Below are 25,415 nucleotides of genomic sequence, written 5' to 3' on the forward strand. Positions count from 1 at the left end.
AGCAGGAGCATTGGCGATTTATCAATCTCTAAAATGCTATGTTTCCACGAAAGCCGGCATCAATTCCGGCCTGCTATCGAACAGCTTCTGGGCAAAGGGGAGCGACATCAGTGTCTGCGCGTATCCTGCTGGGTATCATTCTTGCTGTTGCGGCCGGCGAAGCCCAGGCGTCATCCCTGGTTTTTCCAGGCGCGCCATCCTCCACACCATCGATCGTCAGGATCGGCGCTCCTAACCAGCCTGGAACCGCCGATGCGGTCAACACCAGCGATGCGCGGTCGGTGATGGCAATAGGGGAAGCGCCGCCCGACGTCACCGATGAAAAGGTAGCGGCGATCCCGGACAAGCCCGCGACCGGACACGGCTTCCAGGCAGGCCCGATGGTCATTCGTGGCGGCGTTACCGGTCCCGATTTCCCGGCACCCGCGCCAACCTCTGCACCAGCGACCGGTGCCGCGCCGGCCGCTGGCACCGCGCCGGCAACGGCCACCGCTTCCGCTGCCCCCTCCGGGAACGCCGAGAACAAACCCGCCCCGCCGAGCGCTCCGGCCCCGGCAGCAGGGCAGCGCATGCCTCCCAACGGCTACACCAAGTAGCCCCGGCTCAAAGACAGCCGACATCGGTGGCGTGACTTGACGGCGATCTGGCGCCCGGCGCACCATTGCCAGGCAAACCCCGTTCCAGGCATTTCTGGCAGACGGGATTTCATCACTAAGGGTAAAGGGGGGTCCATGAGAAAATCTGGAATCGTAACCGGAGCAGGCCTATTGCTGGCGTCACTGCTTGGCGTCGTCGCGGCTCATGCCGACGACATGCTGGGATCCTATGTCGCGCGCATTTCCGATCGCGACCATCAGGCGAGTGACGGCTATGCGCTGGACAATGCCGCGCAGATGGTACGGCAGGACCGCGCCAACTGGCATAAATTCCACCGCCGTGACAGCGACGACGAGGCTGATGGCTGGTTCAGGACCAACGACCAGCGCGCCGACCTGCAGCGCATGCTGGAACGCGGCGGCGCGATGAGTTCCTCGACCAAGCGCGCCATCGTCAATGGCGAACCGCTGATCCAGGTCGACGTCTACGAAAACAGCGTGCGCGTCAGCATTCTCGAGAACTGACGGGCCGTCGCCGGGGCGGCTGACAGTCGGCTTCGGGGACGGCTGATAGGAAAGGCGGCGCCTCGGCGCCGCCTTGCCATCGATAGACTCGGCGGCTGAAAAAATCAGGCCGCTTCTTCCTTGTCGTCGTCGTCTTCGGACTCGTCGCCTTCAGCCTTCACGCTGTCCTCGGCGTCGTCTTCGTCCTCGTCTTCATCTTCGTCGTCATCCGAGAGCGTGGCAGCTTCAGTGGACTCTTCGCCTTCTTCATCGTCGCCGTCTTCGTCGTCATCAGACAGGTCAGCGGCTTCGATCGCTGCGGCGGCGGCATGATCGAGAATGGTTTCGGAAGCGGATTCAAGCGCCTCGGCGGGAGTTTCTTCTGTCACTTCGATTTCGTGATCGGAATTCATGGAAGCCTCCGTGGGGTTGGGGAACATGTCCCTTTTGCCACGGAGAGATCATCGCCATATGACTGTAAGCCGGCTCGAACGGCCGGTAGCAGAGAATATTTTCTTCGCCTTAACCTGCGATCCTGGAGAAATCCGCGACCTGACCGGTGGCCGTGCGGATGCGGGCGAGCAGCGCCAGGCGGTTGGCACGCACCGCCTGATCCTCATCGTTTACAAGAACATGCTCAAAGAATGAATCAACCGGCTCGCGCAACACGCTAAGCGCCAGCAAGGCGCCGGAAAAATCATCGTTTTGAATCGCTTCGCCGGCTTGCTTCTCAGCCTGGTTCACCGCCGCAAACAGCGATTTCTCGGTATCCGCGCGAAACAGCGCCGGCTCAACGGTTTCGGCGACCGCCGTTTTCTTTTTCTCCTCGGCAGCCAGAATGTTGGCCGCGCGCTTGGTGCCGGCGAGCAGGTTCTTGCCGTCCTCGGTGTCGAGGAAGGCGCCGAGCGCCTCGACGCGGCGGACGATCTGCAAGAGGTCGTCGGACTGCGGCGTGATGACGGCATCGATGAGATCGTGCCGGGCGCCCTGATCGCGGAGGTAGACTTTCAGGCGGTCGTGGAAGAAGGACAGAAGGTCAGACGCTTTCCCGACGATGGCTGCCAGCGCCAGTCGAATATCATTCTCGACCAATATTCTAACCACACCCAGCGCCGCTCTACGCAGCGCATAGGGATCCTTCGACCCAGTCGGCTTTTCGTCGATTGCCCAGAAACCGACCAGCGTATCGAGCTTATCGGCAAGCGCCACTGTGATCGAAACCGGATCGCTCGATACGCGATCGGACGGGCCTTGCGGCTTGTAGTGTTCCTCCGCTGCAGCGGCGACCGATGCGTGCTCGCCCTGAAGCAGCGCATATTTGCGGCCCATGGCGCCTTGCAGTTCCGGGAACTCGCCGACGACTTCAGTGGTGAGATCTGCCTTGGCCAAGACGGCAGCGCGGCGCGCGAGTGCGGGATCGGCGCCGACGATCGGAGCCAGTTCTTCCGCCAATCGCTTGATCCGCTCCACCCGTTCGCCCTGCGTGCCGAGCTTGGCGTGGAAAGTCACGCCGAGATGGTCGAGGCGGGCCATGCGCTGGTCGAGCGGCTTCTTGAGATCAAGCCCGAATTTTTCCGCCGATGCCTCGAGCTCAGCCAGGTCAGGCAAATCGCCCTGGTCGGTCGTCCAGAAATAAAGCGCGTCGGACAGACGGGCGCGCACCACCTTGCCGTTGCCGTGGGCGATCTCCTTGCCGCCATCCCTGGCTTCGATGTTGGCGGTGAGGATGAAGCGGTTGGAAAGCGCGTCGTCGACACCCTGCGGCCGTGTCACAAAGCACTTCTGGTTGGCGCGGATGGTCAGTCGGATCACTTCGGCTGGAATGGCGAGGAATGCCTCCTCGAACTCGCCCATCAGCACGACAGGCCATTCGACCAGCCCGGACACCTCCTCCAGCAGCCCTTCGTCCTCGACCAGGTCGAGCCCGTTGGCGAAGGCGAGATTGCGGGCATCGGCAAGGATGATCTCCTTGCGACGATCGGCATCGAGCACGACCTTGGCCGCTTCCAGTTTGGAAACATAGTCGTCGAAGCGGCGCACCATGATCGCATCAGGCGCATGAAAACGGTGGCCATAGGTGATGTTGCCGGAGCGGATGCCGTCGATCTCGAAATCGATCACGACAGGCTCCTCGGTCTCCGGGCCGAAGGTGCACAGGATCGATTGCAGCGGGCGCACCCAGCGCAATGAACCGGGCTTGGCCGAGGCCGGCCCCCAGCGCATCGATTTCGGCCACGGGAAATTGCGGATGATATCAGGCACCAGGTCCGCGATGATCTGTTCGGCCGCCCTGCCCGGCTTCGAAATGTGGGCGACATAAAAATCGCCCTTCTTCGGATCGGAATGGACATGCGCCTCGGCGATCGAGGAAAGTCCGGCCTTGCGCAGGAAGCCCTGGACCGCCTGTTCGGGCGCCGATGTCGAAGGCCCCTTGATCTCTTCGTTTATATCCTTCGAGCGCGCGGTGAGACCCCTGATGTCGAGGGTCAGCCGCCGCGGCGTCCAGTACTCGCGCGCGGCCTCATAGGTCAGCCCCGCCTCGACCAGGCTGTCGGTCAGCATCTTCCTGAGATCGCCAGCCGCCTTGCGCTGCATGCGGGCGGGAATCTCTTCCGAGCGGAGTTCTAGAAGCAGGTCAGGCATGGATGGGGCTCACGCGGCAAAATGGTCCGGGCGGGGGCATAGCAACTCGGCTGGCCGCTGTCACCCTTTCCGCACGGGGATCGCCGATTTGCACCCGTTTCCAGAAATTTTGGCCATCCTGTCGAGACGAGACCGCGCCACCCGTCCTTGGATCAAAGATTTCCATGAACCGAACGCAGCGCTGAAGCGACCCACGCTCAGGCAGGGAACATTTGGCTCAACGACCATGAAAACGGCATCCAGACTTCTGCAGATCCTCGCACTCGGCGCCTGCTTGACCGCGCAGGCTCACGGTGCCTTCTCGATGCCGGGCGTTCGACAGGCATTGCGCACAATCGACGGTGCCAGCAGCCAGAACATATTGCCGATCAAAGTTTCCTTCGAGATGACGAAGCGGGCCTGAGACTCAGGCCGCCAGGCCACCCGCCTGCGTCTTCAAAAACGCCTCACCGCAGGCCTTCGCCAGATTGCGCACCCGCAGGATGTAGCTCTGTCGTTCGGTGACCGAAATCACGCCGCGCGCGTCAAGCAGGTTGAAGACATGGCTGGCCTTGATGCACTGATCATAGGCCGGGAAAACCATGCGGTGCATCGGCAGATTGTCGTTCGATGCCGGCGCGCCGGCATCGAGCAGCGCCTTGCATTCGGTCTCGGCGTCCTCGAAGTGGCGCAGAAGCATCGCCGTGTTGGCGTGTTCGAAATTGTGGCGCGAATATTCCTGCTCGGCCTGCAGGAAGACATCGCCATAGGTGACCTTGTCGGCGCCTTCCCGGCCGTTGAAGTTGAGGTCGTAGACATTGTCGACGCCCTGCACATACATGGCCAGCCGCTCCAGCCCGTAGGTGAGTTCGCCGGCCACCGGTGCGCATTCGATGCCGCAGACCTGCTGGAAATAGGTGAACTGCGAGACTTCCATGCCGTCGCACCAGCATTCCCAGCCGAGACCCCAGGCGCCCAGCGTCGGGCTTTCCCAATCATCCTCGACGAAGCGGATGTCGTGCAGCAGCGGATCGACGCCGATCGCCGCCAGCGAGCCGAGATAGAGCTCCTGCAAGTTGGGCGGGTTCGGCTTCAGGATCACCTGGTACTGGTAATAATGCTGCAGCCGGTTCGGGTTCTCGCCATAACGCCCGTCCTTGGGGCGGCGCGAGGGCTGGACATAGGCAGCGTTCCAGCGTTTCGGGCCGAGCGCGCGCAGCGTCGTTGCCGGATGAAAAGTGCCGGCGCCGACTTCCATGTCGTAGGGTTGCAGGATGACGCAGCCGTAGGCCGCCCAATAGTTGTGCAAGGTCAGGATCAGCCCCTGGAACGAGCGGCTGGGATGCATATGGGCGGGGATTTCAATTGTCACGGGTGGCCTCGACAGCACAGGCTAGCTTGCCGGCACGTCCTAGAGACACGGCGGCGAAGCGTCAAGCAAAGCACGACGATGCGGTCGCGCCGACATTATGGACAATGTTGAAAGCTTTGCAGGGGCTGGCCCATTGCTCATCGCTCGGGCCTGCGCTCTGTTCGCCTGTGCAGCAACGACAACAGGTTTCAGCCATGCCCAGCCCGATCGTCATCCGCCCCGTTGCGCGACAGGATTTCGAGCAATGGCTGCCGCTGTGGGACGGCTACAATGCATTTTATGGCCGCTCGGGCGAAACGGCCCTGCCGGGTGAGATTACCCAGATGACATGGTCGCGTTTCTTCGATGCCTATGAGCCGGTCCACGCGCTGGTGGCCGAAAGCGAGGGACGGCTTTTCGGCCTCGTGCATTATCTCTTCCATCGCAGCACAACGGCGATCGCGCCCAATTGCTATCTGCAGGACCTTTTCACCACGCAGGCATCGCGTGGCAAAGGCATCGGACGGGCACTGATCGAGGGCGTCTACGAGCGTGCCCGGGCGGCCGGCTCAGGCCGGGTATACTGGCTGACGCAATGAGACCAATCACACGGCAATGAAGCTTTACGACAAGGTCGCCGAACACTCCGGCTTTGTCGTCTATCGCAAGCTCTTCTGAGGCAGCCAGCCGGATACGCGGTTCAAACGAAAACGGGACCCTGAAAAGAGCCCCGTTTGCGTTGAATTCAAATGGCTGACTTCATCCCTTCGGGGCGGGCACCGGCTCCGGCTTGACCTTCGGGGTCTCCTGCGCCGTGTTGGATTCGATCGGCGGCAGGCCCTTCATCAGCTTCTGCTGCAAGTTGGCCAGCACATCGGGATCCGGCTTCAGGTCGCGAGCCTGGTTCCACTGGAAGGTGGCTTCCAGCTTGCGGCCGACGCGCCAGTACGCATCGCCCAGGTGGTCGTTGAGAACCGGATCTTCCGGCTTCAGCGACACGGCGCGTTCCATTTCGCGCACCGCGTCATCGAACCTGCCGAGGCGGAAATAGGCCCAACCCAGCGAATCGACGATGTAACCGTCGCTCGGCCTGAGGTCGACGGCCTTCTGAATCATCGCCAGCCCTTCCTTGAGATTCATGTTCATGTCGACCCAGGAATAGCCGAGATAATTCAGCACCTGCGGCTGGTCGGGGAACAGTTCCAGCGCCTTGCGGAAGTTCGGCTCGGCCTTGGGCCATTCCTTCAGGCGCTCATAGGCGATGCCGCGCTGGTAGAAGATGTTCCAGTTGGCTGCGGTCGGCGTCTTCAGCGCCTCGACAGCCTTGTCGTAGAGTGTGGCGGCCGAACGGAAATCCTCCTTCGAGGAATAGACGCCACCGAGCGCCAGATAGGCGCGCATGTCATTGGGATGGGCGTCGACGAAAGCCTTCAGATGAGTGATCGCTTCTTCGTGACGGTCGAGATCGGCAAGGTTGAGGCCGAGTTGCAGGTCCGAAAGCTCCTTCAGCGGCGAACCGGCGGGAATCCGGCGATAGAGCGCGATGGCGCCTTCGCCGTCCTTCAATTGCTCGGACACGGCAGCGAGTTGCACAAGGGCAGCGTCGCTATCAGGCTTCAAAGCAAGCGCATATTGCAGATAGAGGCGCACGAACGGCTCGCCGCCGCCACGGTTGAGCGCGGTGGCGAGGTCGAGCAGGATTTCGGAGGCGCCATCGGATGAGCCGGCCACCAGGGGCGCAATCTTGTCGCCTTTTGCAATTCGGTCGCGCAAGGCGACGATTTCCAGCTTGCCAGGCGAAAACGCCTCGGCCTGGTCGAGCACCGACAGCGCCTTGGTCTTGTCGCCCTTGCGGGCCAGGAACGAGGCGTAGGCCTGGGCATTGCGCATCCAGGTTTCGGGAGCGGCACCACCGGCGGCGGTATCCTGCATGGTCGCGGCGTAGATCGCCTCGGCCTTTTCGGGCATGCCGGATGCATCAGCGATCAGGGCGCGGTGGAACGACTTGAACAGGCCGAACCAATCCGGCCCCTGCAGCTTGTCGATTGACGCCATCGCATCGGCAGGCTCGCCGGCGCCTTGCTGCGCCCAGCCGGACATCACCCCGGAGATCAGCCGGTCGAGATCGGATTCCAGCGACAGCTTGAGCCAGTACTGCGCCTTGGTGAAATCCTTCTTGTGGAAAGAATCGACGGCGAGCGCCAGCCGAGAGAAACGCTCGACGTCAGGCACTTCCTTGAGCTTGTCGGCATAGACCAGGGATTCGTCGAAGCGCCCTTGCGCGATCAGCGACAGCATCAGGCTCTGCTGCAGGCCGGTGTCGCTCGGGTCGAAGGCCAATGCTTGCTTGTAGTAGGCGATGGCGCTGTCGAGGTCGTTATCGCCTTCGGCGATCCGGGCTGCCAGATAGGCGCCCGAAAACGACGTGATCTTGACCGGTTCGGTGGTTTGCTTGGCATAGGCCGGCAAAGCCGAGATCGCCATGCCTGTCACAATTGCCAGCCTTGTCAGCCAGCGCGCACGTCCTTGCCGCATCGTATCCCTTTCAGCCAGGCGCCATCTCCGCGTCAGCGGGATCGGCGTAGACTCGATCTTTCCAGGCAAAGCATGGCCTTTTTGGGGTCGCGCTTCAATCCGCCTCGAATTCACAATCCGGGCACCCGATTAACAAATCATGGCGACAGGCACCAGTTTCCGCTCTTGGGATTTCGGCCATGGCCCTACGCGGCGCCGAATATATCACAGATTCGACGCTGAGGCTCCGCTTCGACCGCTAAGGCTCGGGCCAATATCAGCCCTCGCCTGGCGAGGCAGACCGTTGCACCAGCGTGTCGCCGTAGCCGCCGGCCGCTATCGTGCTGCACAGTTCGTTCCATTCGCAGCCGCCGCAGGCCTTGCGTACACGGCCAGCCGAAAAGGCCTGCCGCATCCGGCCCAGCATCGCAGCATCGAGATCAAGACGGGCGCCGACGCGGATTGGCCGCGCCAGCAACTCGCCCACATCCTGCGTGGCGAGCCGGTCCCGCTCGACGACACTCTCGTTGAGGCAGTGCGGTTCCAGCTCATCAAGCAACGGGGCGCAGACATCGTCCGGGCCGGAAACGAGGAGGATGTCCTCGCCCCGGCTCAGGCGCTCCGCGACGCGATCATAATTGGCGGTGAAGGCGGGGCTGTATCCTTTGCCCACATAGGTGAGCAGGCAAAGGAGGTGATGGGCGCGCAGCCTGATCGTCACGGATTGACCAGCTTGGCCTTGCCGCCGGGAAGGGCCATGAGGGTCGCGGCACCCAGCGCCGACTTGAGCAAGCCGCCGACGATGAACGGCAGGAAGCCGAAGGTAACGGCCTGTTCGGCTCCAATCATGACGGCAAGCCATGCTGTGCCCAGCACAAGGCAGGCAAGGTTGCCAAGCAGCATGGCGACGAAGGCAAGCATCACCCTTTTGCCGTTCCAGCCGCGTTCGGCCAGCCAGCCGACGAGGGCGCCGACAAGCGGGAAGGCGAAGAGATAGCCAGCCGTCGGCCCGACGAAATGCGCCGCACCCGCTGCCCCTCCGGACAGAACGGGAAAGCCGACCGCACCCTCGACCAGCCAGGCGGCGATGGTGAGCGCGCCAAGCCGCCAGCCATAGAGCGCGCCGATCAGTGTCACCGCGAAGGTCTGCATAGTCACCGGGACCGGCACCATCGGCACTTCGATGTAGGACGACAGCGCCAGGAACAGGGTGCCGAGCACGACGGCTCCGACCTGCCAGGCAAGGGAACGATCCTGGAGCCGGAGCGGGCTGAACGACGGCTTGCTGGACGAGAATGCGACGTCTGTCATTTGGATTCCTTCGATCGATTGCAAATTATAGATAATTTCTGTTTTCGATCTATTATCGAATCCACACTTCCCTGGAGATTGCAAGCCCTGGCTTGGCAGAGGCCGTCTAGCCTACGATGGCGAAGGCTTCGCGCGTGGTCCCTGAGGCCGTCCTTACCGGCTTGCGGCCAATCCATTGGACGTGCCGCCCCAGTGTGACGGCCGCCGATTCGGTGTTTCCCTGCCGCAAGGCGGTGAGGATCGCGCGATGGTCCTGATCGGTGCGCGTCTCCCACTCCGAACGCCATGCCGCGAACAGGAAACGGGCGCTTGCCGCGTGCAGGTCGTCGATGGTGGCGAGCAGGCGCGGCATGCCGCATGGCGACAGGATCAAGCGGTGGAAGGCGCGGTTGGCTTCCTCCCAGGACCTGACATCGCGGGACTTGTCGCCGGCCTTGGTCGCCTCCTCGGCGAGATCGAGAATGGCCGATGTCAGATGCGGCGCGGCGTGACGCAGCGCCAGCACTTCAAGGGCGGCGCGCATTTCGGCGACTTCCTTGACCTCGCCCAGATCGAAAGACGCGACACGCACGCCGCGGCGCGGCTCGCCGATGGCCAGCCCTTGCGCCTCGAGGCGGCGGAAGGCCTCGCGCACCGGAACATGGCTAGTTTGGAATTCCTCGGCGATATGATCCTGCCGAAGCCTGGCCCCCGGCTCGATCGCGCCCGAGATGATGCGGTCCGCCAGAACCTTGCTGATGCGCACCGCGATGGTGTCGTCTGTGCCCTTTGCCATGTTTTATAGATAATTTGCGGCGGTGCGGCTTGTCGAGACGGCGGGACCGAATTCCTAATCTTCGTCTTAGCGCAGGCCAGAGGTAGCGTCGCGAAAGACCAGCCTTTAGTTGACCCGGCTGATGCAGAAATCGATGACGTCGATCAGCGCCGATTTCTGCGGCGTCGCTTCGAGCGGCGCCAGCGCGTCGCGGGCAATCTCGCCGAAATGGCGGGCACGCCCGATCGTGTCGGCAATGGCGCCGTGGCGGGTCATCAGGCCGGTCGCCTTTTCCAGGCCGGCGTCATCGGCGACATTGTCCTCGATGGCGCGCTTCCAGAAGGTGCGCTCGGCCTTGGTGCCGCGCCGATAGGCGAGAATGACCGGAAGCGTCACCTTGCCCTCGCGGAAATCGTCGCCGACATTCTTGCCCAGATCCTTGCTGGTGCCGCCATAGTCCAGCGCGTCGTCGATCAGCTGGAAGGCCAGGCCGAGATTCATGCCATAGGAGCGCAGCGCGGCGCGATCGTTGCGCGTCGCCTGGGCGATGACCGGGCCGACCTCGGCAGCAGCCGAAAAAAGTGCGGCGGTCTTGGCCTTGATGACGGCGAAATGCTCGTCCTCGGTGGTTTCGAGGTTCTTGGCGGCGGCAAGCTGCATGACCTCGCCCTCGGCGATGATCGAGGCCGCACTCGACAGGATATCGAGCGCTTCGAGCGAGCCGACATCGACCATCATGCGGAAAGCCTGGCCGAGCAGGAAGTCGCCGACCAGCACGCTTGCCTGGTTGCCCCAGATCATGCGGGCGGTCTTCTTGCCGCGGCGCATGCCGCTCTCGTCGACGACATCGTCGTGCAGAAGCGTCGCGGTGTGCATGAATTCGACGGAGGTGGCGAGCTTGACGTGGCCCTCGCCGGCATAGCCGAACATCTGGGCTGCGGCCAGCGTCAGCATCGGCCGCAGCCGTTTGCCGCCGGACGAGATCAGATGGTTGGCGACCTCCGGGATCATCTCGACGTCGGAGCCGGCCTTGGACAGGATCAATTCATTGACGCGCCCCATATCGGCGGCAGTCAGATCGATCAGATCCTTGATGGAGGCGGGCTCCCGCTTCCCGTTTTCGATGTTGAGAACGACACCCACGACAATCACTCCCGTCTTGGTATAGAGCGTGCGACGGCACCCTTAGTCCCTGTATGGACTCTAGGGCGGCGGACATGGGCTCGGCAAGTGGCGAATTGGCGCGGCGGCGGCGACAGAATGTCAACGACCCCAAGGGAACGGCTCTGCCCCGGAATCCCCTGCCCGTTTACATCAATAGCGCAAACTGCGAGTTTCATACGATGATAGAACTAGTCCGCACCAACGATGCCGTGATCATTTCCTTTGTCGAATCGCTGATGCGCGACGCCGGCATTGCCTGCTTTGTCGCCGACCAGAATATGAGCATTCTCGAAGGGTCGATCGGTCTTTTGCAGAAGCGCGTCATGGTCGACGCCGACCAGGCCGACGCGGCACGGCGCATCCTCAGGGATGCCGGCATCGCCAACGAAATCCGCGGAAGATAATGTCCGCCGCGCCCGCCGCCCTTGTCCCGGACACGCCGGCCCATACGGTCGACGCTTTCCATCGCGGCCGATTCTGGCTGGTGCAGCCCAAGCAAGGCGGTCATCGCGCCGGCATGGATGCGATGATGCTGGCGGCATCCGTGCCGTCCTCCCTTGCCGGTCGTCTCGCCGATTTCGGTGCCGGTGCCGGGGCCGCCGGCCTGGCGGTGCTGTCGCGCTGCCCGGCCGCCGAGGCGGTGCTTGTCGAACGCGCGCCGGAAATGGCGGCCTTCGCGGCAGCCACCCTTGCCCATCCCGGCAATGCCCATCTGAGCGATCGCGCCTCCGTGCTGGTCGCCGATGTCACCGTATCGGGCCGGGCGCGGGCGGCCGCCGGCCTCGCCGACAATGATTTCGACTTCGTCATCATGAACCCGCCCTTCAACGCTCCCCGGGACCGCGCCTCCCCCGATCGCCTCAGAAAAGAGGCCCATGTCATGGAGGACGGGGTGTTCGAGAGCTGGATCCGCAGTGCGGCGGCGGTGGTCAGGCCGCGCGGCGGGCTTGCCGTGATCGCCCGCCCCGAACAGCTCGGCGCCATTCTCGATGCGATCGCAGGGCGCTTCGGCGATGCCGAAATGCTCGCCGTCCACCCTCGCCCAGACGCCGCGGCAATCCGCATCGTTGTGCGGGCAGCGCTCGGGGCACGGGGAAAGCTTGCCATCCGCCCGCCCCTGATGCTGCACGCGCAATCAGGCAACGGCCCTGACGAGCGCAGCGAAATGATTACCAACGGCCTCGCCTCGCTGTTCGGAGATTGAGCTATTCTGCCTGGCCACATTGCCGTTGGCCGGGAAATCCCTACATGCCTGCAACCTATCGACCGGAGACCGCGCCCTCGTGAAACGCCTTATCAACCGCCTGCTGCCGAAATCCTGGCGCTCCACCGTCGTCACCATTCCGGTCATCCGGCTGCACGGCACCATCATGGCAGGCGGTGGCCAGTTCCGGCCGAGCCTGTCGCTGGCCTCCACCGCTGGCCTCATTGAGAAGGCGTTTTCCTACGACGCCCCGGCAGTCGCCATCTCGATCAATTCGCCCGGCGGCTCGCCGGTGCAGTCGCGGCTGATCTTCAAGCGCATCCGTGACCTGGCCACGGAAAAGAACAGAAAGGTGCTGGTCTTCGTCGAAGACGTGGCGGCGTCGGGTGGCTACATGATCGCGGTTGCCGGTGATGAGATCTTCGCCGACCCATCCTCCATCGTCGGGTCGATCGGCGTGGTCTCGGCTTCGTTCGGCTTCCCGGAACTGATGAAGAAGATCGGCATCGAGCGACGCGTCCACACCGCCGGCCAGAACAAGGCGGTGCTCGACCCGTTCAAGCCCGAGAAAAAGGAAGATGTCGAGCGGCTGAAGGCGCTGCAGCTCGAGGTGCACGGCACGTTCATCGACCTCGTCAAGGAGCGGCGCGGCGCGAAACTGAAAGACGACCCGGACCTGTTCACCGGCCTGTTCTGGACCGGCATCAAGGGCCTTGAACTCGGCCTGGTCGATGCGCTCGGCGACATGCGCACGGTGCTCAAGACCCGTTTCGGGGCGAAAACCCAGCTCAGGCTGATCACGACACCGCGCGGTTTCCTCAGCCGCTTCGGCCTGTTTGGCTCAAGCAAGGGCTTTTCAGCGCCCGATATCGCAGGCGCTGCCGCCAGCGGCCTGATCGATGCGGCGGAAGAGCGCGCATTGTGGTCTCGCTTCGAGCTTTGAAAACCCGGCAAAAGCGTCTAGCATGAGAGTTTAACCGACCCGACCGGCCACCTTCGCCGGCCCAGCGTGGGAGGAGTTTTGGTATGCCGCAGATCATTTTCTTCGCCGTCGTTGGCGTCGCCGCCTATTTCGGCTACCGCACCTTCATCCGCGAAGCCGAACGCGTGACCGCCAAGGTGCGGCGTACCGAAAAGCAGACGGCCAACGGCGCGATCGGAACGCTGGTCAAGGACCCGAAGACCGGCGAGTACCGGCTGGCCAAGGACTGAGCACCATTTCGCAGACCATTGTGGACACCGACATCGGGTCGCGTAGCTGGCACGCGCACGCCAAGATCAATCTTGCGCTGCATGTCACCGGCAGGCGCCCTGACGGCTATCATCTGATCGAAAGCCTGGCGGTGTTCACGCGGTTTGGCGACAGGATCGAAATCGCGCCCGCCGACATCGATGAATTTACCGTGTCCGGCCGCTACGCCCCGGCCGTTCCTCTCGACGCCAGCAATCTGGTGCCTAGGGCGCGCGATGCCCTGCGACAGGCGGTCGGGCACGAGAGAACACCGCCGGTCGCTATCCGGCTGGAAAAGAACCTGCCGGTCGCCTCCGGCGTCGGCGGCGGTTCGAGCGACGCGGCGACCGTGCTGCGCGGGCTGGTGGAGACATGGGGCCTGGATATAGACGGCGCAGAGCTGGCGCGGATCGGCATTTCGCTCGGCGCCGATGTGCCGATGTGCCTGGCGGCAAAGCCGCTGGTCGCGCGCGGCATCGGAGATGAACTGTCGATGGTGCCGGATTTTTCGGCGCTTGGCCTGGTGCTGGTCAATCCGGGCACCCCGGTCTCGACGGCGGACGTCTTTGCGGCGCTTTCCCGGCGCGACAACGAGGCCTTGCCGCCGCTGCCGCGCAGCATCGATTTTCATAGCCTGCGCAACTGGCTGGAGATCACCCGCAACGATCTCGAGCCCGCCGCGCTGGCGATGCAGCCGGCTATCGGCAGGGCGCTTTCCTGGCTGAACAAGGCCGGATCGGGTTTTTCACGGATGTCCGGGTCCGGCGCCACCTGCTTCGGCCTGTTCGAGACCGGCAATGTCGCCAAGCGCGCCGCCGCCGAAATCCGCGGCCGCCAGCCCGACTGGTTCGTCGCGGCGACGCGCAGCATCGCATCGGAGGGATCGGATGGCCAGAATTGACGAGAGCCGCTCCTTCATTCCCGTGCGCATCGCGGTGCTGACCGTTTCAGATACGCGCAGCCTCGCCGACGACAAATCCGGCCAGACGCTGGCCGACCGCATCACCGAGGCCGGCCATATGCTGGCGGCCCGCGATATCGTCACCGACGATCGGGAAAAAATCCGCGACACGGTTCTGGCGTGGTCGCGGGACAAGAATATCGATGTCGTCATCACCACCGGCGGCACCGGTTTCACCGGCCGTGACGTGACGCCGGACGCGCTGGAGCCGATCTTCGAAAAGCGCATGGATGGCTTTTCGGAAGTGTTCCACCGGATCTCCTACGACAAGATCGGCACCTCGACGATCCAGAGCCGGGCGACCGGCGGCATCGTCAACGCCACCTTCGTCTTCGTGCTGCCGGGTTCGCCAGGCGCCTGCAAGGACGCGTGGGACGGCATCCTGAAGGCACAGCTCGACTACCGGCATATGCCGTGCAACTTCGTCGAGATCATGCCGCGCCTGGACGAGCATTTGCGGCGCGGCAAATCAGCTCCGTAAAGCCGAGGCAAGCGTCGCTCTCAGCGGATGACCGGCTCGCCATGAAACCGCCGGCGCGACGGCGGCGAGACGCCGAAGCCGACTTCCATCATCAGTCGCGGCGTGCGTGCCGGCACGGTGCCCATATGGAAGCCAAAAGGGTCCTCGACGAAACCGAGACCGGCCTCGCCGGTCAGCGTCACCGGGCTCTGCTCGCCATAGACATCCAGGACCTGTTGCGCGGGGTGGCCAACCAGAAGCGTGAGCTGGTGCTTGAGGCTGCGGCGCTTGTGGCTGCCCCTGACATAGACATGCGGACCGGTGTCGGTGTCGACCGGCTTGAGGTAGAAGAAGAATTTCAGCATGCGCCAATCATCGAGGTCGAAATGATACTTGCCGAGCGAGGCGAGGTTCTTGTCGGCATCCGAAGCGGCACCGGTTGGAAAACTCCACCAGACGCGCGTCGTGATCAGTTTTGCCTGGCCGCCGAGATAGTGCGCGGCAATATCCAGAAGCAGCGGATCGCGCTGGATGGCAAGCGCCGCCGGGCAGTCGAGGATGCGCTCGAAAAAATGCCCGCTGAGCAGCGAGCGGCCAAGGCGTTTCTCGGCCTCGGCATGTTCCCCCGGCATGAATTCGAGACGGCGGTCGAAATTGCCGAAGCAAGGCGTGCGCCCGGCGAAGTCGGCGATCTCTTCATGGATATCAGGCGGCAGGACCAAGCCTGAGAACAGCCCGTCGGAGCGCAACGCATCGACGACCGCTCCCCGTTCGACACCGGCAAACATCGTATCCCCGGCATTGGCGACCGGGCGGGCGCGTTTTGCGCCCAGCCAATGCATGCGGCGTCCAGGCATTGTGCGCGCCAGCACGAACATCGGCAGCCAGGCGGGGTTTTCGCGCAGGTCCTTGAGATAGGTGGGAATGCGCACCGCGATGCGTCGCAACAGACTGCCGTCGCGCGCAATAGCCTCGAGACTGGCCGCGCCGGATGTGTCGGGGGTTGAAAGCTTCATTGGGTCCTCGGCTATGAGAGCACCACCGATGCCGCATCGGTGCTCGCCACTCGGCATGTCCCAAACCCAATTCCCGCTTGAACGGAAGCTAACCCCGCGTCAGATTTTGTGCAATGCACAATGGCCTGAGCAGCTGCAAAAAATCATGTCGAGGAGCGGCGTTCCTGCTTGGCGGGCGCCATCCAGATCTCGGCGTCGAGCCGCTTCGTTGCGAGGCCGCGGGCGATGGCCTCAGCACTGCCGGCACTCTTGGCCGCGGCCGCCGCCTGACGCTTGCTGATCAGCAATCCGTCGGCCAGGGCGCGGTTTCCCGAAAAGACCCGTGCCAGGAATGGCGTGCGGCTGGCCCGCGTGCGCGAAAACCGTGCCGCCATGGTCTGCCTGGCCGTATGCGCGACAACCTCATCGATCCAGCCCTCCACCAACCGCGCGCCCGGTTCCAGGAGCAGCAACCAATCCCCCTTGGCCTGGCGGATGCCGGCAGCGACACCGCCGGTCACGTACTGACAGCCGGCATGCTCGGCCACACGATGCGTCTGGTCGGCGGAGCCTGTGTCGCAGACGATAACTTCACGCACCACGCCTTCGACCGCGCCGCCAATCAGCGAGGCGAGCGTGCGGGCGAGGCCCTCCTCGTCATTGCGGGTTTCGATGAGAACACTGAGCATCCTTAGCCGAATAGCGGAAAGCGCCGCACAGCGCCAGTTTTGCATCGCACATAGAAAGTTCTTGCTTTGTTCTCGTCGATGAAATAGGAATAATTTCATGAACAGAGCGATTCGACACAACACGGACAGTCCCTGGGATCGGGCGAAAATGGAACAGATCGTGCGCGCCGACATTGCAGCTTTCGGAGCAGGAAGAGCCGAGATGGCCAATGCGATGGTCGAGCAGAGCGGCATGCGTGTCCGCCCGGACCGCAACCGCGGCAGGTCGGCCGGCATCAACCCGTCCGGCCGATTCGAGCCAGTCAGCCGGCACGTGTTCGACGATGGCTGGAATTCGCTGGAAGAACTGCCCCCCTTCAAGACCGAAGTGCAGGTCGAGAAGCCGCGCACCATCATCACCCGCAACGAATCGCCCGACATTTCCTTCGACCGTTCCATCAACCCTTATCGCGGCTGCGAGCATGGCTGCGTCTACTGCTTTGCCCGCCCGACGCACGCGTTCATGGGCCTGTCGCCGGGTCTGGATTTCGAATCGAAGCTGTTCGCCAAACCTGATGCGGCGCGCTTGCTCGACAAGGAGCTTTCGAAGGACAGCTATCAGCCGCGCACCATCGCCATCGGCACCAACACCGACCCCTACCAGCCGATCGAGAAGCAATACCGGATCATGCGCGAAATCCTCGAAGTGCTGGAAGCGCGCGGCCATCCGGTCGGCATCGTGACAAAGTCCGCCCTGGTGACGCGCGATATCGATATCCTGTCGCGCATGGCCGAACGCGGGCTAGCCAAGGTGGCGCTGTCGGTGACGACGCTCGACCGCATGCTGGCGCGCACCATGGAGCCGCGCGCGTCGACACCGACCAAGCGGCTGGAAGCGATCCGGCAGCTTTCGGATGCCGGCATTCCGGCGTCGGTCATGGTGGCGCCGATCATTCCGGGCCTGACCGATCCGGAGATGGAACGCATCCTCGATTCGGCACGTGCGGCCGGCGCGCGCGAGGCGGGTTATGTGATCCTGCGGCTGCCGCTGGAGGTCAGCCCGATCTTCAAGGACTGGCTGCTGCGCCATTATCCCGACCGTTACCGCCATGTGATGTCGCTGGTCCGCTCCATGCGTGACGGCAAGGACTACGATTCGGAATGGGGCAAGCGCATGAAGGGCGCCGGTCCCTATGCCTGGCAGATCGGCCGGCGCTTCGAGATCACAGCCAAGCGGCTTGGTCTCAATGCCGAACGGCGCACGCTGCGGACCGATCAGTTCGTTGCCGCCGGGAAAGACCAGGTGCAACTGACGCTGCTTTGAAGAGACAATTCGTCGCGATGGTTTGATCCGTCGCGCACCAAGAATCCCGTCCGGCCTGCCCCGGCCTGCAGACGGTGCCCTCCCGGTCCGGCGCCCCACCCGACCCGGAGGGACTTGCGGAGAATCGGAGCCGATGCGAACCTCGCCGCAACATGGCTCGCGCGCGTTCTGATTCTCCGCCTCTCTTTGAGATCATCGAGAAGCCCGACTTCTCCTTCGAGACGAAGGCGATGGCGGAGGGCCTGTGGCCGGTCGCCGGGATGGACGAGGCAGGCCGCGGCCCCCTGGCCGGGCCGGTGGTCGCCGCAGCGGTGGTGCTCGATCCCGCCAACATTCCCGACGGCCTCGACGATTCCAAACGCCTCAGCCATTTGCAGCGTGAGGCCCTGTTCCTGCGCATTCTCGGCTCCGCACAGGCGGTCTCGATGGCCTCCATCAGCGCCGAGGGCATCGACGGCAGCAACATCCTCAAGGCAAGCCTGGAAGCCATGCGGCGCGCGCTGGTAGGGCTGTCGGTCCGGCCGAAGCTTGCGCTTGCCGATGGACGCGACGTGCCGCCGGGACTGCCTTGTGAAGGGCGCGCGCTGATCAAGGGCGACCAGCGTTCGCAGTCGATCGCCGCCGCCTCGATCGTCGCCAAGGTGATGCGCGACCGCATGATGTGCGGCTGCGGCAACCATCACGACCGCTACGGGTTCGAAGTCCATATGGGCTACGCCACGGTTCGCCATCGCACCGCGATCGAAGCGCATGGCCCGGTGGCGCGGCTGCACCGCGTGTCGTTTGCGCCATTCCGGCTGGGTGGGGCCGAGGTGGACGTGGTGGAAGAAGAGAGCTTCGCCGGGCTGGATTGAGCGACGACGACGACAAGCCAATCTCCCCCTTGTGGGGGAGATGTCCGGTAGGAGAGAGGGGGGCGCTGTCCCGCCGGCCTCTCAATCGATTGCAGTTATGCCCTCAGGCTTGTCCCGATAGACCTTAGGACAACAAAGGTTAGCGTTCCTTCACGCCCCCCTCTGCCCTGCCGGGCATCTCCCCCACGAGGGGGGAGATTGGCAGCTTCAGCGCCGCAACAAAAAAGCCGCCGGGTTGCCCGGGCGGCTTTCGATGACTGGCTAGACGAACCGCCTAATTCAGCTTCGACTTCACGTCCGCGAGCGAAGCCTTGAACAGATCTGCACCGGCCTTGGCGTCGATCTTGCCGGCAAGCAGCGCGCGTGCTGCCTCGACGGCGATGTCGACGGCGCTGGCGCGCACTTCGCTGATGGCATCACGCTCGGCCTGACCGATCTTCTGTTCGGCAAGCGCGGTGCGCCTGACGACATAGTCCTCGGTCTTCTTATGCGCGTCGGCGGCAAGCATGTCGGCTTCGCGCTTGGCGGCAGCGACGATGTCGGCGGCCTCCTGCTCGGCTTCCTTGCGCTTGCGCTGGTACTGGCCGAGCAGCTGCTGGGCCTCCTCGCGCAGCCGGCGCGCTTCGTCCAGTTCATTGCTGATCCTGGCGGCACGGGCGTCGAGCGCCTTGGCGATCATGCCAGGCACCTTGATGTAGACGGCAACGCCAAGGAAGATGATCAGGGCTATCGTGGCCCAGAGCGTCGCGAGAGATGTGTAATCCATGATGCGCTCCTCACCAGGCCACGGATTTGACCGCGGCCGCGATCTCGGCCTTGCTGGCCTTGCCGCCAACCAGAGCCTCGACGATCGCCGAAGCGGTGTCCTCGGCGATGCTGCCGACTTCCTTCATGGCATTGGCCTTGATGGAAGAAATGCGGGCTTCGGCTTCGCCAAGCTTCGCGTCGAGCGCGGCCTCGACCTTCTTGCGAGCGGTGTCGGCCTCGGCCTTGGCAGCGTCGTTGGCCTGCTGGCCGATCGCGTTGGCCTTGGTCTTGGCTTCCGCCAGTTCCTGCTCGTAGGCAGCAACGGCGGCGTCGGCCTCGCCCTTCAACCTGGCCGCCTGGTCGAGGTCCTGCGTGATGCGATCGTTGCGGACATCGATGATGCCGCCGACGCGCGGCATCACCACCCGCTTCAGGAAGAGATAGAACAGCCCGAAGGTGATAGCCAGCCACAGAAGCTGCGACGGGAACGTCGCCGGATCGAATGGCGGAAACGTGCCATGCGCTTCAGCAGGCACGCTGGTGCCGGAATGCGTGTCGCCTTCCGTCGCAGCGTGGCTGGTATCGGCTGATGGCGCGGACTCTTGCGCAAAGGCAGATGTCACGAACATGGACTATCCCCGAAATTCAGGCCCGCCGCTTGCGCGGCCGGCCTGTCCAATCTTCCCGAGTGCTCAGCCGAACAGGGCCAGAAGCGCGATGAGAAGCGAGAAGATGCCCAGAGCTTCGGTCACGGCAAAGCCGAAGATCAGACGGCCGAACTGGCCATCGGCGGCCGACGGGTTGCGCAGTGCGCCCGCCAGGTAGCTGCCGAAGATGTTGCCGAGGCCAATGCCCGCGCCACCCATGCCCAGGCAAGCGATGCCGGCGCCGATGTACTTTGCTGCTTCTGCGTCCATTTGTTCAACTCCTTTGGATCTAAAATTCCGTTGCGATTCCATCCGGCGCCAATGTTGGAAATCTTTGGGCCGGAAACTTTTGGACCTAGTGCCCTGGATGCAGGGCGTCGTTGAGATACATGCAGGTCAACACGGCAAAGACGTAGGCCTGCAGGAAGGCGACCAGCAGTTCCAGTGCCGTCAGCGCCACCGCCATCGCCAGAGGCAGGATCGAGCCGGCGACGCCAACCGCGCCGAGCGCGCTCAGGCTGACGACGAAGCCGGAGAACACTTTCAGCGTGATGTGGCCGGCGAGCATGTTGGCGAACAGACGAACCGAGAGGCTGACCGGGCGCGACACGAAGGAGATCACTTCGATCAGCACCACGAGAGGCAGCAGGAAGACCGGCACGCCGTGCGGCACGAACAGTTTCAGGAAGCCAAGACCATGCTTCATGAAGCCGTAGACGACCACGGTTGCGATCACCAGCACGGCAAGGCCGAAGGTGACGATGATGTGGCTGGTGACGGTGAAGAAATAGGGGAACAGGCCAAGCAGATTGGCGACGAGCACGAACATGAACAGCGAGAACACGAGAGGGAAGAACTTCATGCCCTGCGTGCCGGCGGCGTCGCGCAACATGTTGCCGACAAACTCGTACGCCATCTCGGAGACCGACTGAAGTCGCCCGGGAACCAGGCTGCGGCTCGACGTCGTGAGAAACAGGAATCCAGCCGCGACGATCACGGTTGCGACCATGAACAGCGCCGAATTGGTGAAAGACAGGTCATAGCCGCCGATGTCGATCGGAATCAGCTTGTTGATATGGAACTGGTGGATCGGATCGACCTTGTCAGCTGCCACGTTCAAACCCCGTCAATGCCGCGTACGGCCTCGTTACCATTACCGCGCATGGTGCGCGGTCATTTCTTGTCGTCTTGGCCACGGCGCGATTTATCGCCCTGTCCAAATTCTGCCACGACGCCGGCGGAACGCATCACATTGAGCACTCCGGCGCCAAAACCAAGCAGCAGAAACACGATCAGACCCCATGGCGATGTCCCCGCCAAACGATCGATGACCCAGCCGATGCCGGCACCCACCACCACCCCGGCGATAAACTCGCTGGAGAGTTTGAGCGCCTGACCATAACCGGCCACACTGCCCGCTTTCGCGTCGTCTTTCCCCTCGAGCCGGCCCGGCCGCCTTGTCGCAAGCGAAGCTTCAAGGTCACGGCGGCGGCGCTCAAGATCGTCGTCGCGGATGTCGGGTTCATGCTGATTGCCGCGGCCGGTTTCTCCGGTTCCGTCTGGCCCATTCTTGTCGGCCATCGCAACCCCCCTGCCCGGTCAGACCGTCACCGTCCGTCCGCTTCTAAAGTCGCCGGCAACATAGTTAGAGGGTTTGCGCCCGTCAAGCCACGGGCGGAAGTTCATTGCCATGTATTTTAGGCAATGAAATCAATGAATTACGAAGGTGCGACATCGTGCCCGCCAGGATGACGAGGATGCATGGCGCGAATCCCCCGCGCAATGGCTCTTTGATCGGCTGCGCGCCACATCAAGGATCAGCGGCTGCTCCGCACTCAGCTCCAGCCGCCGCCATAGGTCCGATAGAAGATATGCAGGCCGATCTTGGTCATCTTCTGCATCGTGCGCGCCCAGCCGGGATGGACATATTGGGCATAGTAGTGGGTCGACGATCCGACTTCCGGAATGAAGATCTTGCCGGCGGTGACGGCCATGGCGATCTCCTGGGCGGTCTTGTAGGCGGCTGGGCTATCGATGCGCTTCTTCCTGCCGTCGCAGGCGAAGGAGAACTGGCAACGGTTGAACCAGCTGTCGTTCTGGTAGACGACGCCGCAGATCGAATTCGGATAGGTCGGATTGCGGACGCGGTTGAGGATGACCTGGGCGACAGCGGCCTGGCCGCGCACGGATTCGCTCCTCGCCTCGAAATAGATTCCGTTGGCAAGGCATGCCTGCTCCTTCTTGGAGAAGACACTCGCCGGCAGCGGGTTCTGGATCCACGAATGATCGCCCTTGGCCATCGGCGGAATGAAGCGGCCCTCATTGGGCTGCTCGTCCTGAAGCAGGGCCTCGAAGGGCGATGCCTTGGCATAGTCCGGCTCGGATTGCGCATAGGCGGTGGCCAGCACATCCGGATGGTCGTTGTTGACCAGCGCCGCCAGCATGGCCGGCACGCCGGGATCCGGCTTCTTGTCCTCGCGCGCATGGAATGCCGCGGCGATCTGGATTTCCTTGCCTTTGATCTGCGGCTTGGCGAAAGCCATTTTCAGGCCGCTGTCCATGCTGGGTCGCAGCAAGGAGGACGTGCGCTCGAAGATCGAGCCGGCGTTGAAGTTCTTTGGCGGTGCGACGGGAGACATCTGGACGATGCGCCCTTTCTTCTCGGCGCGCACCACGCGGTCCTCATCGGGCGTGGCGCTGACCTTGCCGCCCTTGCCGCGAAACGACACGTTGCCGATACCGGCCAGGTGGACGCCCGATCCGGAAATGGAGCCGGTGACATCGGAATCGACAAAGGGCATCTCGGCCGCGTGGGTCGATCCGGCGACGGATTTCTCGACATAGGAATTCCAGCGCGTGCTCGATGCTTCGAGGCCGGAAACGAGGCTCGTCATGTCCTGATAGGCGGCGACGGTCGGAAAGCCGATCCAGATGCCGAAACCGATGACGAGCGGACCCAGAAAGCCACGTTTTCTCTCACCGGCGGCGGCAACCAGCCGCTTCAACACACGTCGATGCACGGAACTCTCTCCAGGAACGCTACAGACCCCACTGGAGAGCAAAATGATGCATTAACCTTGATGGGACGTTAACGGATTCGATCGGGTTTTCCCGGTCGGCCCGAGGTCGTGGTTGCGAAGTCGGGCGATTTTGCGGCCGACTATTCAGGCCGGACGCAGGAAGATCGGCCGGGCGATCAGCGCGCAGATGGCGGCCGCCAGCCAGACGCCGGACCAGGACCAGAGGTGCAAGAGCCCCGGAATGGCCACCGGCACCAGGAAGAAGCCGACGAAAACAAAGGTGTTGGCAAGGCTGAGCGCGGTTCCGACATGGCCGGCGCCGGCAAGGGTGGCAAGCTCGGTGTAGGCGACGCCGTGCCAGGCGGAGACAGAGATGCCTGCGACAATAAGCACGACCGGAAGAACCGCCAACCAAATGAGCTGGCCGCCCGGAATGGTTGGGCCGAACAGGACCAGCAGCCAAAGCATGGCGAAGGCAAGGGCGCTGAACGCGCTGCACAGGCGAAGAAATTGGCGGCGGTTGCCGTGACGGTCGGTGAAGCGGCCGCTCCAGATGCGCATGACCATGGCGCCGATCTGCACCGCGGCGAGGCTGGCACTGATTGCCGCCGTTCCCAACCCAACGAAGTCGTGCAGGAACACGGAGGCGAAGGTGAGCACGGCCACCTGCGGAAAACAGAGCAGGCCGATGGCGGTCGCGATACGCCAGACGTCGCGATTGCGCAGCGGCGCCGGTCCGGCCACAGCCGAAGCGGGATGGCCCTCGCCTGCCGTCGGCGGCTCGTGCAGCCAGCGCCAGGCGAACAGGGCAGACAGAGCGGATGCACCCGCCAGGACTCCGAACACCGCGGCAAAGCCGAAAGCCAGCGCAAGCGAGGGCAGCACGAGCGCGCCAAGGCCGCCGCCAAGCGGCACCGCCGTCTGCCTGATGCTCATGGCGAAGCCGCGCTCGTTTTCCCGAAACCAGCCCATGATGGCGCGGCCGCTCGAACCGTTGACGCTGCCGCCGAGCAATCCGGTGATGAATAAGCTCGCGGAGAGCAGCGTGACATCGGGAGTACCGGTCCTTGTCGGCACGACCAGCATCGCCATGACCAGGAGCCACGCCGCCGTCGCGCCGAGCCCGATCAACAGCACGCGGCGGTCGCCCCAGCGATCGGTGAGCAAGCCCCAGGGCAGTTCGCTGAGCGCGACCCCAAGCCCGAGAAGGCCGAGCGCCAGACCGAGTTCGGCATTGCCTAGGTGATAGCCCTGGCGAAGAACGACCGCCGTCGCCGGGATGCCGGAGAACGTAGCCGAGAAGGCGGCATTGGCGGCAACGCCGATGCCCAGGACTTTCCAGCGATGGCCCGGCTTGAACACCCTCCCGGTGGAACCGGTATCTTCCAGAAGTTCCGACGGCTGCCGGTCGGTGCAATTGACAATGGCGGACATGACTTCATTTCCCGTGCTGGCCAGCGGTCCGGCCTTGACGATCTGTCCCTACCGCCATAATTTCATCCTGAAAATCAGGAAGTTTTGAACTTACAATCCTGAAAATCGGGACTTCCAACATGCGACGCGTGACATTCGACCTCGACGTCTTGCGCAGTTTCGTCACCGGCATGGAGCTGGGTAGCTTTGCCAAGGCCGCTGACCGGCTTGGCCGGTCGACGTCGGCGGTCAGCGCGCAATTAAAGAAACTGGAAGAACAGGCGGCGACGCCGATCTTCCGCAAATCAGGACGGGGCCTCGCTTTGACCGAGGCCGGCGAGACCATGCTCGGCTATGCGCGCCGGCTGATCGAGTTGAACGACGAGGCGGCATCCGCCATCCACGGTGTCGAGCTGGAAGGCTGGGTACGGCTCGGCTTGCAGGAAGATTTCGGCGAGGCGGTGCTGCCGGACGTGCTCGGCCGATTTGCCCGGGCGCACCCCAAGGTGAAGATCGAAGCCAGGATCGCACGCAGCCACGACCTTGCCGAAAGGGTCCTGTCAGGCAGCCTCGATATCGCGCTCGCCTGGCACTGCGGCGAAACGCTGCCCTACAGCCAGCATGTCGCCGATGTGCCGATGCGCTGGATCGGGCCGGCAAAGCGTATCGAGACCAGCCTGCGCAACAGTGAGCCGCTGCCGCTGGTGGCGCTCGAAGCGCCATGCCTTCTGCGCACGGTGGCAACCGAAACGCTCGACCGCGCCGGCCTGTCGTGGCGGATGGCCTTTTCCAGCCCGAGCCTTGGCGGCATCTGGGCAGCCGTGGCGGCGGGGCTGGGGCTGACAATCCGCACCGACATCGGCCTGCCGGCCAGCGTCAGCGCGATGACGCCGGAGATCGCCGGGCTGCCGGCATTGCCCAAAATGGCGTTGGTGCTGCACCAGAAGGATGCTGAACTGGATCCGGTGGCAGCGCGGCTGGCCGACATATTGCTGCAGGCGGCGTTGCAGGCGCTGCCACGGGACGAGCGGTTGAAGGAGGTCGCTTAGACAGCCGGAACAGGTATCCAGCGCCC

At 63.5% G+C, this 25,415-nt stretch carries 29 protein-coding genes and 1 pseudogene; 13 read left to right on the plus strand and 17 right to left on the minus strand.

All coding sequences use genetic code 11. The annotated features are described in order from the left end of the window. Positions 1-110: 110 nt before the first annotated feature. On the plus strand, positions 111-596 hold the full coding sequence (locus AC0L2D_RS26730) for a hypothetical protein (RefSeq protein WP_473543196.1): 486 nt from the start codon (positions 111-113) through the stop codon (positions 594-596). A gap of 135 nt (positions 597-731) precedes the next feature. Beyond that, entirely contained in the window at positions 732-1,121 is a 390-nt protein-coding gene (locus AC0L2D_RS26735) for a hypothetical protein (protein ID WP_024502648.1), read from the plus strand. 104 nt (positions 1,122-1,225) lie between these two features. Here AC0L2D_RS26735 and AC0L2D_RS26740 read toward each other — a convergent pair whose 3' ends face one another. Then, the gene (locus tag AC0L2D_RS26740) at positions 1,226-1,513 is read right to left on the minus strand and encodes a hypothetical protein (RefSeq protein WP_024502647.1); all 288 of its coding nucleotides are present in this window, start codon (positions 1,511-1,513) and stop codon (positions 1,226-1,228) included. A 109-nt stretch (positions 1,514-1,622) separates the two neighbouring features. Continuing rightward, positions 1,623-3,743, minus strand: coding sequence for a glycine--tRNA ligase subunit beta (gene glyS, locus AC0L2D_RS26745; RefSeq protein ID WP_473543199.1), 2,121 nt, complete (start codon positions 3,741-3,743; stop codon positions 1,623-1,625). Positions 3,744-3,831: 88 nt separating this feature from the next. Between glyS and AC0L2D_RS26750 the strand changes: the two genes are divergently transcribed. Further along, a complete protein-coding gene (locus AC0L2D_RS26750; RefSeq protein WP_473543201.1) occupies positions 3,832-4,146 on the plus strand; it encodes a hypothetical protein in 315 nt (104 codons plus the stop codon). A 3-nt stretch (positions 4,147-4,149) separates the two neighbouring features. On the opposite strand, the gene AC0L2D_RS26755 is transcribed toward AC0L2D_RS26750, so the two are convergent. After that, a complete protein-coding gene (locus AC0L2D_RS26755; RefSeq protein WP_174299093.1) occupies positions 4,150-5,070 on the minus strand; it encodes a glycine--tRNA ligase subunit alpha in 921 nt (306 codons plus the stop codon). Positions 5,071-5,288: 218 nt separating this feature from the next. Between AC0L2D_RS26755 and AC0L2D_RS26760 the strand changes: the two are divergent. After that, positions 5,289-5,751: pseudogene (locus AC0L2D_RS26760) on the plus strand (GNAT family N-acetyltransferase). A gap of 81 nt (positions 5,752-5,832) precedes the next feature. On the opposite strand, the gene AC0L2D_RS26765 reads toward AC0L2D_RS26760, so the two are convergent. The 5 genes from AC0L2D_RS26765 to AC0L2D_RS26785 form a co-directional block, all read right to left on the minus strand. Beyond that, positions 5,833-7,608: a tetratricopeptide repeat protein gene (locus AC0L2D_RS26765; RefSeq protein ID WP_473543203.1), complete on the minus strand. Its 1,776-nt coding sequence runs from the start codon at positions 7,606-7,608 to the stop codon at positions 5,833-5,835. A 256-nt stretch (positions 7,609-7,864) separates the two neighbouring features. Then, positions 7,865-8,308, minus strand: a complete 444-nt coding sequence (locus AC0L2D_RS26770) for a DUF1284 domain-containing protein (protein WP_024502643.1) — start codon at positions 8,306-8,308, stop codon at positions 7,865-7,867. Next, positions 8,305-8,898, minus strand: a complete 594-nt coding sequence (locus AC0L2D_RS26775) for a biotin transporter BioY (protein ID WP_473543205.1) — start codon at positions 8,896-8,898, stop codon at positions 8,305-8,307. The genes AC0L2D_RS26770 and AC0L2D_RS26775 overlap by 4 nt, the downstream gene beginning before the upstream one ends. A gap of 106 nt (positions 8,899-9,004) precedes the next feature. Beyond that, complete coding sequence (locus AC0L2D_RS26780; RefSeq protein ID WP_127290934.1) at positions 9,005-9,673, minus strand: GntR family transcriptional regulator; 669 nt, start codon at positions 9,671-9,673, stop codon at positions 9,005-9,007. Positions 9,674-9,778: 105 nt separating this feature from the next. After that, positions 9,779-10,795 (minus strand): polyprenyl synthetase family protein, encoded by a 1,017-nt coding sequence (locus tag AC0L2D_RS26785; protein ID WP_013532830.1) that lies wholly within the window; start codon positions 10,793-10,795, stop codon positions 9,779-9,781. Between the two features lie 200 nt (positions 10,796-10,995). Between AC0L2D_RS26785 and AC0L2D_RS26790 the strand changes: the two genes are divergently transcribed. The 6 genes from AC0L2D_RS26790 (at position 10,996) to moaB (ending at position 14,693) form a co-directional block, all read left to right on the plus strand. Further along, positions 10,996-11,220: a putative signal transducing protein gene (locus AC0L2D_RS26790; RefSeq protein WP_027164177.1), complete on the plus strand. Its 225-nt coding sequence runs from the start codon at positions 10,996-10,998 to the stop codon at positions 11,218-11,220. Further along, complete coding sequence (locus tag AC0L2D_RS26795) at positions 11,220-12,020, plus strand: tRNA1(Val) (adenine(37)-N6)-methyltransferase (RefSeq protein ID WP_013532832.1); 801 nt, start codon at positions 11,220-11,222, stop codon at positions 12,018-12,020. Before AC0L2D_RS26790 ends, AC0L2D_RS26795 begins: the two co-directional genes overlap by 1 nt. A gap of 79 nt (positions 12,021-12,099) precedes the next feature. After that, the gene (locus AC0L2D_RS26800; RefSeq protein ID WP_063171637.1) at positions 12,100-12,963 is read left to right on the plus strand and encodes a S49 family peptidase; all 864 of its coding nucleotides are present in this window, start codon (positions 12,100-12,102) and stop codon (positions 12,961-12,963) included. Between the two features lie 83 nt (positions 12,964-13,046). Further along, positions 13,047-13,232 (plus strand): membrane protein, encoded by a 186-nt coding sequence (locus tag AC0L2D_RS26805; protein ID WP_023808667.1) that lies wholly within the window; start codon positions 13,047-13,049, stop codon positions 13,230-13,232. A 20-nt stretch (positions 13,233-13,252) separates the two neighbouring features. Next, positions 13,253-14,152, plus strand: coding sequence for a 4-(cytidine 5'-diphospho)-2-C-methyl-D-erythritol kinase (locus AC0L2D_RS26810; RefSeq protein WP_127371055.1), 900 nt, complete (start codon positions 13,253-13,255; stop codon positions 14,150-14,152). After that, positions 14,139-14,693: a molybdenum cofactor biosynthesis protein B gene (moaB, locus tag AC0L2D_RS26815; protein WP_013532836.1), complete on the plus strand. Its 555-nt coding sequence runs from the start codon at positions 14,139-14,141 to the stop codon at positions 14,691-14,693. The genes AC0L2D_RS26810 and moaB overlap by 14 nt, the downstream gene beginning before the upstream one ends. Before the next feature lie 20 nt (positions 14,694-14,713). Here moaB and AC0L2D_RS26820 read toward each other — a convergent pair whose 3' ends face one another. Together AC0L2D_RS26820 and AC0L2D_RS26825 are read right to left on the minus strand one after the other, a co-directional pair. Beyond that, on the minus strand, positions 14,714-15,688 hold the full coding sequence (locus tag AC0L2D_RS26820) for a hypothetical protein (RefSeq protein ID WP_127368987.1): 975 nt from the start codon (positions 15,686-15,688) through the stop codon (positions 14,714-14,716). A gap of 143 nt (positions 15,689-15,831) precedes the next feature. Further along, positions 15,832-16,356 (minus strand): glycosyltransferase, encoded by a 525-nt coding sequence (locus AC0L2D_RS26825; RefSeq protein ID WP_063167649.1) that lies wholly within the window; start codon positions 16,354-16,356, stop codon positions 15,832-15,834. Positions 16,357-16,504: 148 nt separating this feature from the next. On the opposite strand from AC0L2D_RS26825, the gene AC0L2D_RS26830 reads away from it, so the two are divergent. Both AC0L2D_RS26830 and AC0L2D_RS26835 read left to right on the plus strand, forming a co-directional pair. Continuing rightward, positions 16,505-17,659, plus strand: coding sequence for a PA0069 family radical SAM protein (locus AC0L2D_RS26830; protein WP_023808673.1), 1,155 nt, complete (start codon positions 16,505-16,507; stop codon positions 17,657-17,659). Positions 17,660-17,811: 152 nt separating this feature from the next. Beyond that, on the plus strand, positions 17,812-18,513 hold the full coding sequence (locus tag AC0L2D_RS26835) for a ribonuclease HII (RefSeq protein WP_027164182.1): 702 nt from the start codon (positions 17,812-17,814) through the stop codon (positions 18,511-18,513). Positions 18,514-18,787: 274 nt separating this feature from the next. Here AC0L2D_RS26835 and AC0L2D_RS26840 read toward each other — a convergent pair whose 3' ends face one another. From AC0L2D_RS26840 to AC0L2D_RS26870, 7 genes are all read right to left on the minus strand, one after another. Further along, entirely contained in the window at positions 18,788-19,279 is a 492-nt protein-coding gene (locus AC0L2D_RS26840; protein ID WP_013532841.1) for a F0F1 ATP synthase subunit B, read from the minus strand. Positions 19,280-19,289: 10 nt separating this feature from the next. Then, complete coding sequence (locus tag AC0L2D_RS26845; RefSeq protein ID WP_473543210.1) at positions 19,290-19,889, minus strand: F0F1 ATP synthase subunit B; 600 nt, start codon at positions 19,887-19,889, stop codon at positions 19,290-19,292. 63 nt (positions 19,890-19,952) lie between these two features. Continuing rightward, positions 19,953-20,177 carry a F0F1 ATP synthase subunit C gene (locus AC0L2D_RS26850; RefSeq protein ID WP_006206606.1) on the minus strand — a complete coding sequence of 75 codons (225 nt, stop codon included), beginning with the start codon at positions 20,175-20,177 and terminating at the stop codon, positions 19,953-19,955. An 85-nt stretch (positions 20,178-20,262) separates the two neighbouring features. Next, on the minus strand, positions 20,263-21,021 hold the full coding sequence (locus AC0L2D_RS26855) for a F0F1 ATP synthase subunit A (RefSeq protein WP_013532843.1): 759 nt from the start codon (positions 21,019-21,021) through the stop codon (positions 20,263-20,265). A gap of 59 nt (positions 21,022-21,080) precedes the next feature. Beyond that, positions 21,081-21,488, minus strand: coding sequence for an AtpZ/AtpI family protein (locus AC0L2D_RS26860; protein ID WP_013532844.1), 408 nt, complete (start codon positions 21,486-21,488; stop codon positions 21,081-21,083). Between the two features lie 254 nt (positions 21,489-21,742). Then, entirely contained in the window at positions 21,743-22,927 is a 1,185-nt protein-coding gene (locus AC0L2D_RS26865; RefSeq protein ID WP_473543214.1) for a cell wall hydrolase, read from the minus strand. 144 nt (positions 22,928-23,071) lie between these two features. Then, positions 23,072-24,361 carry an MFS transporter gene (locus AC0L2D_RS26870; RefSeq protein ID WP_473543216.1) on the minus strand — a complete coding sequence of 430 codons (1,290 nt, stop codon included), beginning with the start codon at positions 24,359-24,361 and terminating at the stop codon, positions 23,072-23,074. 119 nt (positions 24,362-24,480) lie between these two features. Between AC0L2D_RS26870 and AC0L2D_RS26875 the strand changes: the two genes are divergently transcribed. Continuing rightward, entirely contained in the window at positions 24,481-25,389 is a 909-nt protein-coding gene (locus tag AC0L2D_RS26875) for a LysR substrate-binding domain-containing protein (RefSeq protein ID WP_013532847.1), read from the plus strand. Positions 25,390-25,415: the final 26 nt, after the last annotated feature.

The sequence above is a fragment of the Mesorhizobium sp. WSM4833 genome (assembly GCF_055811095.1).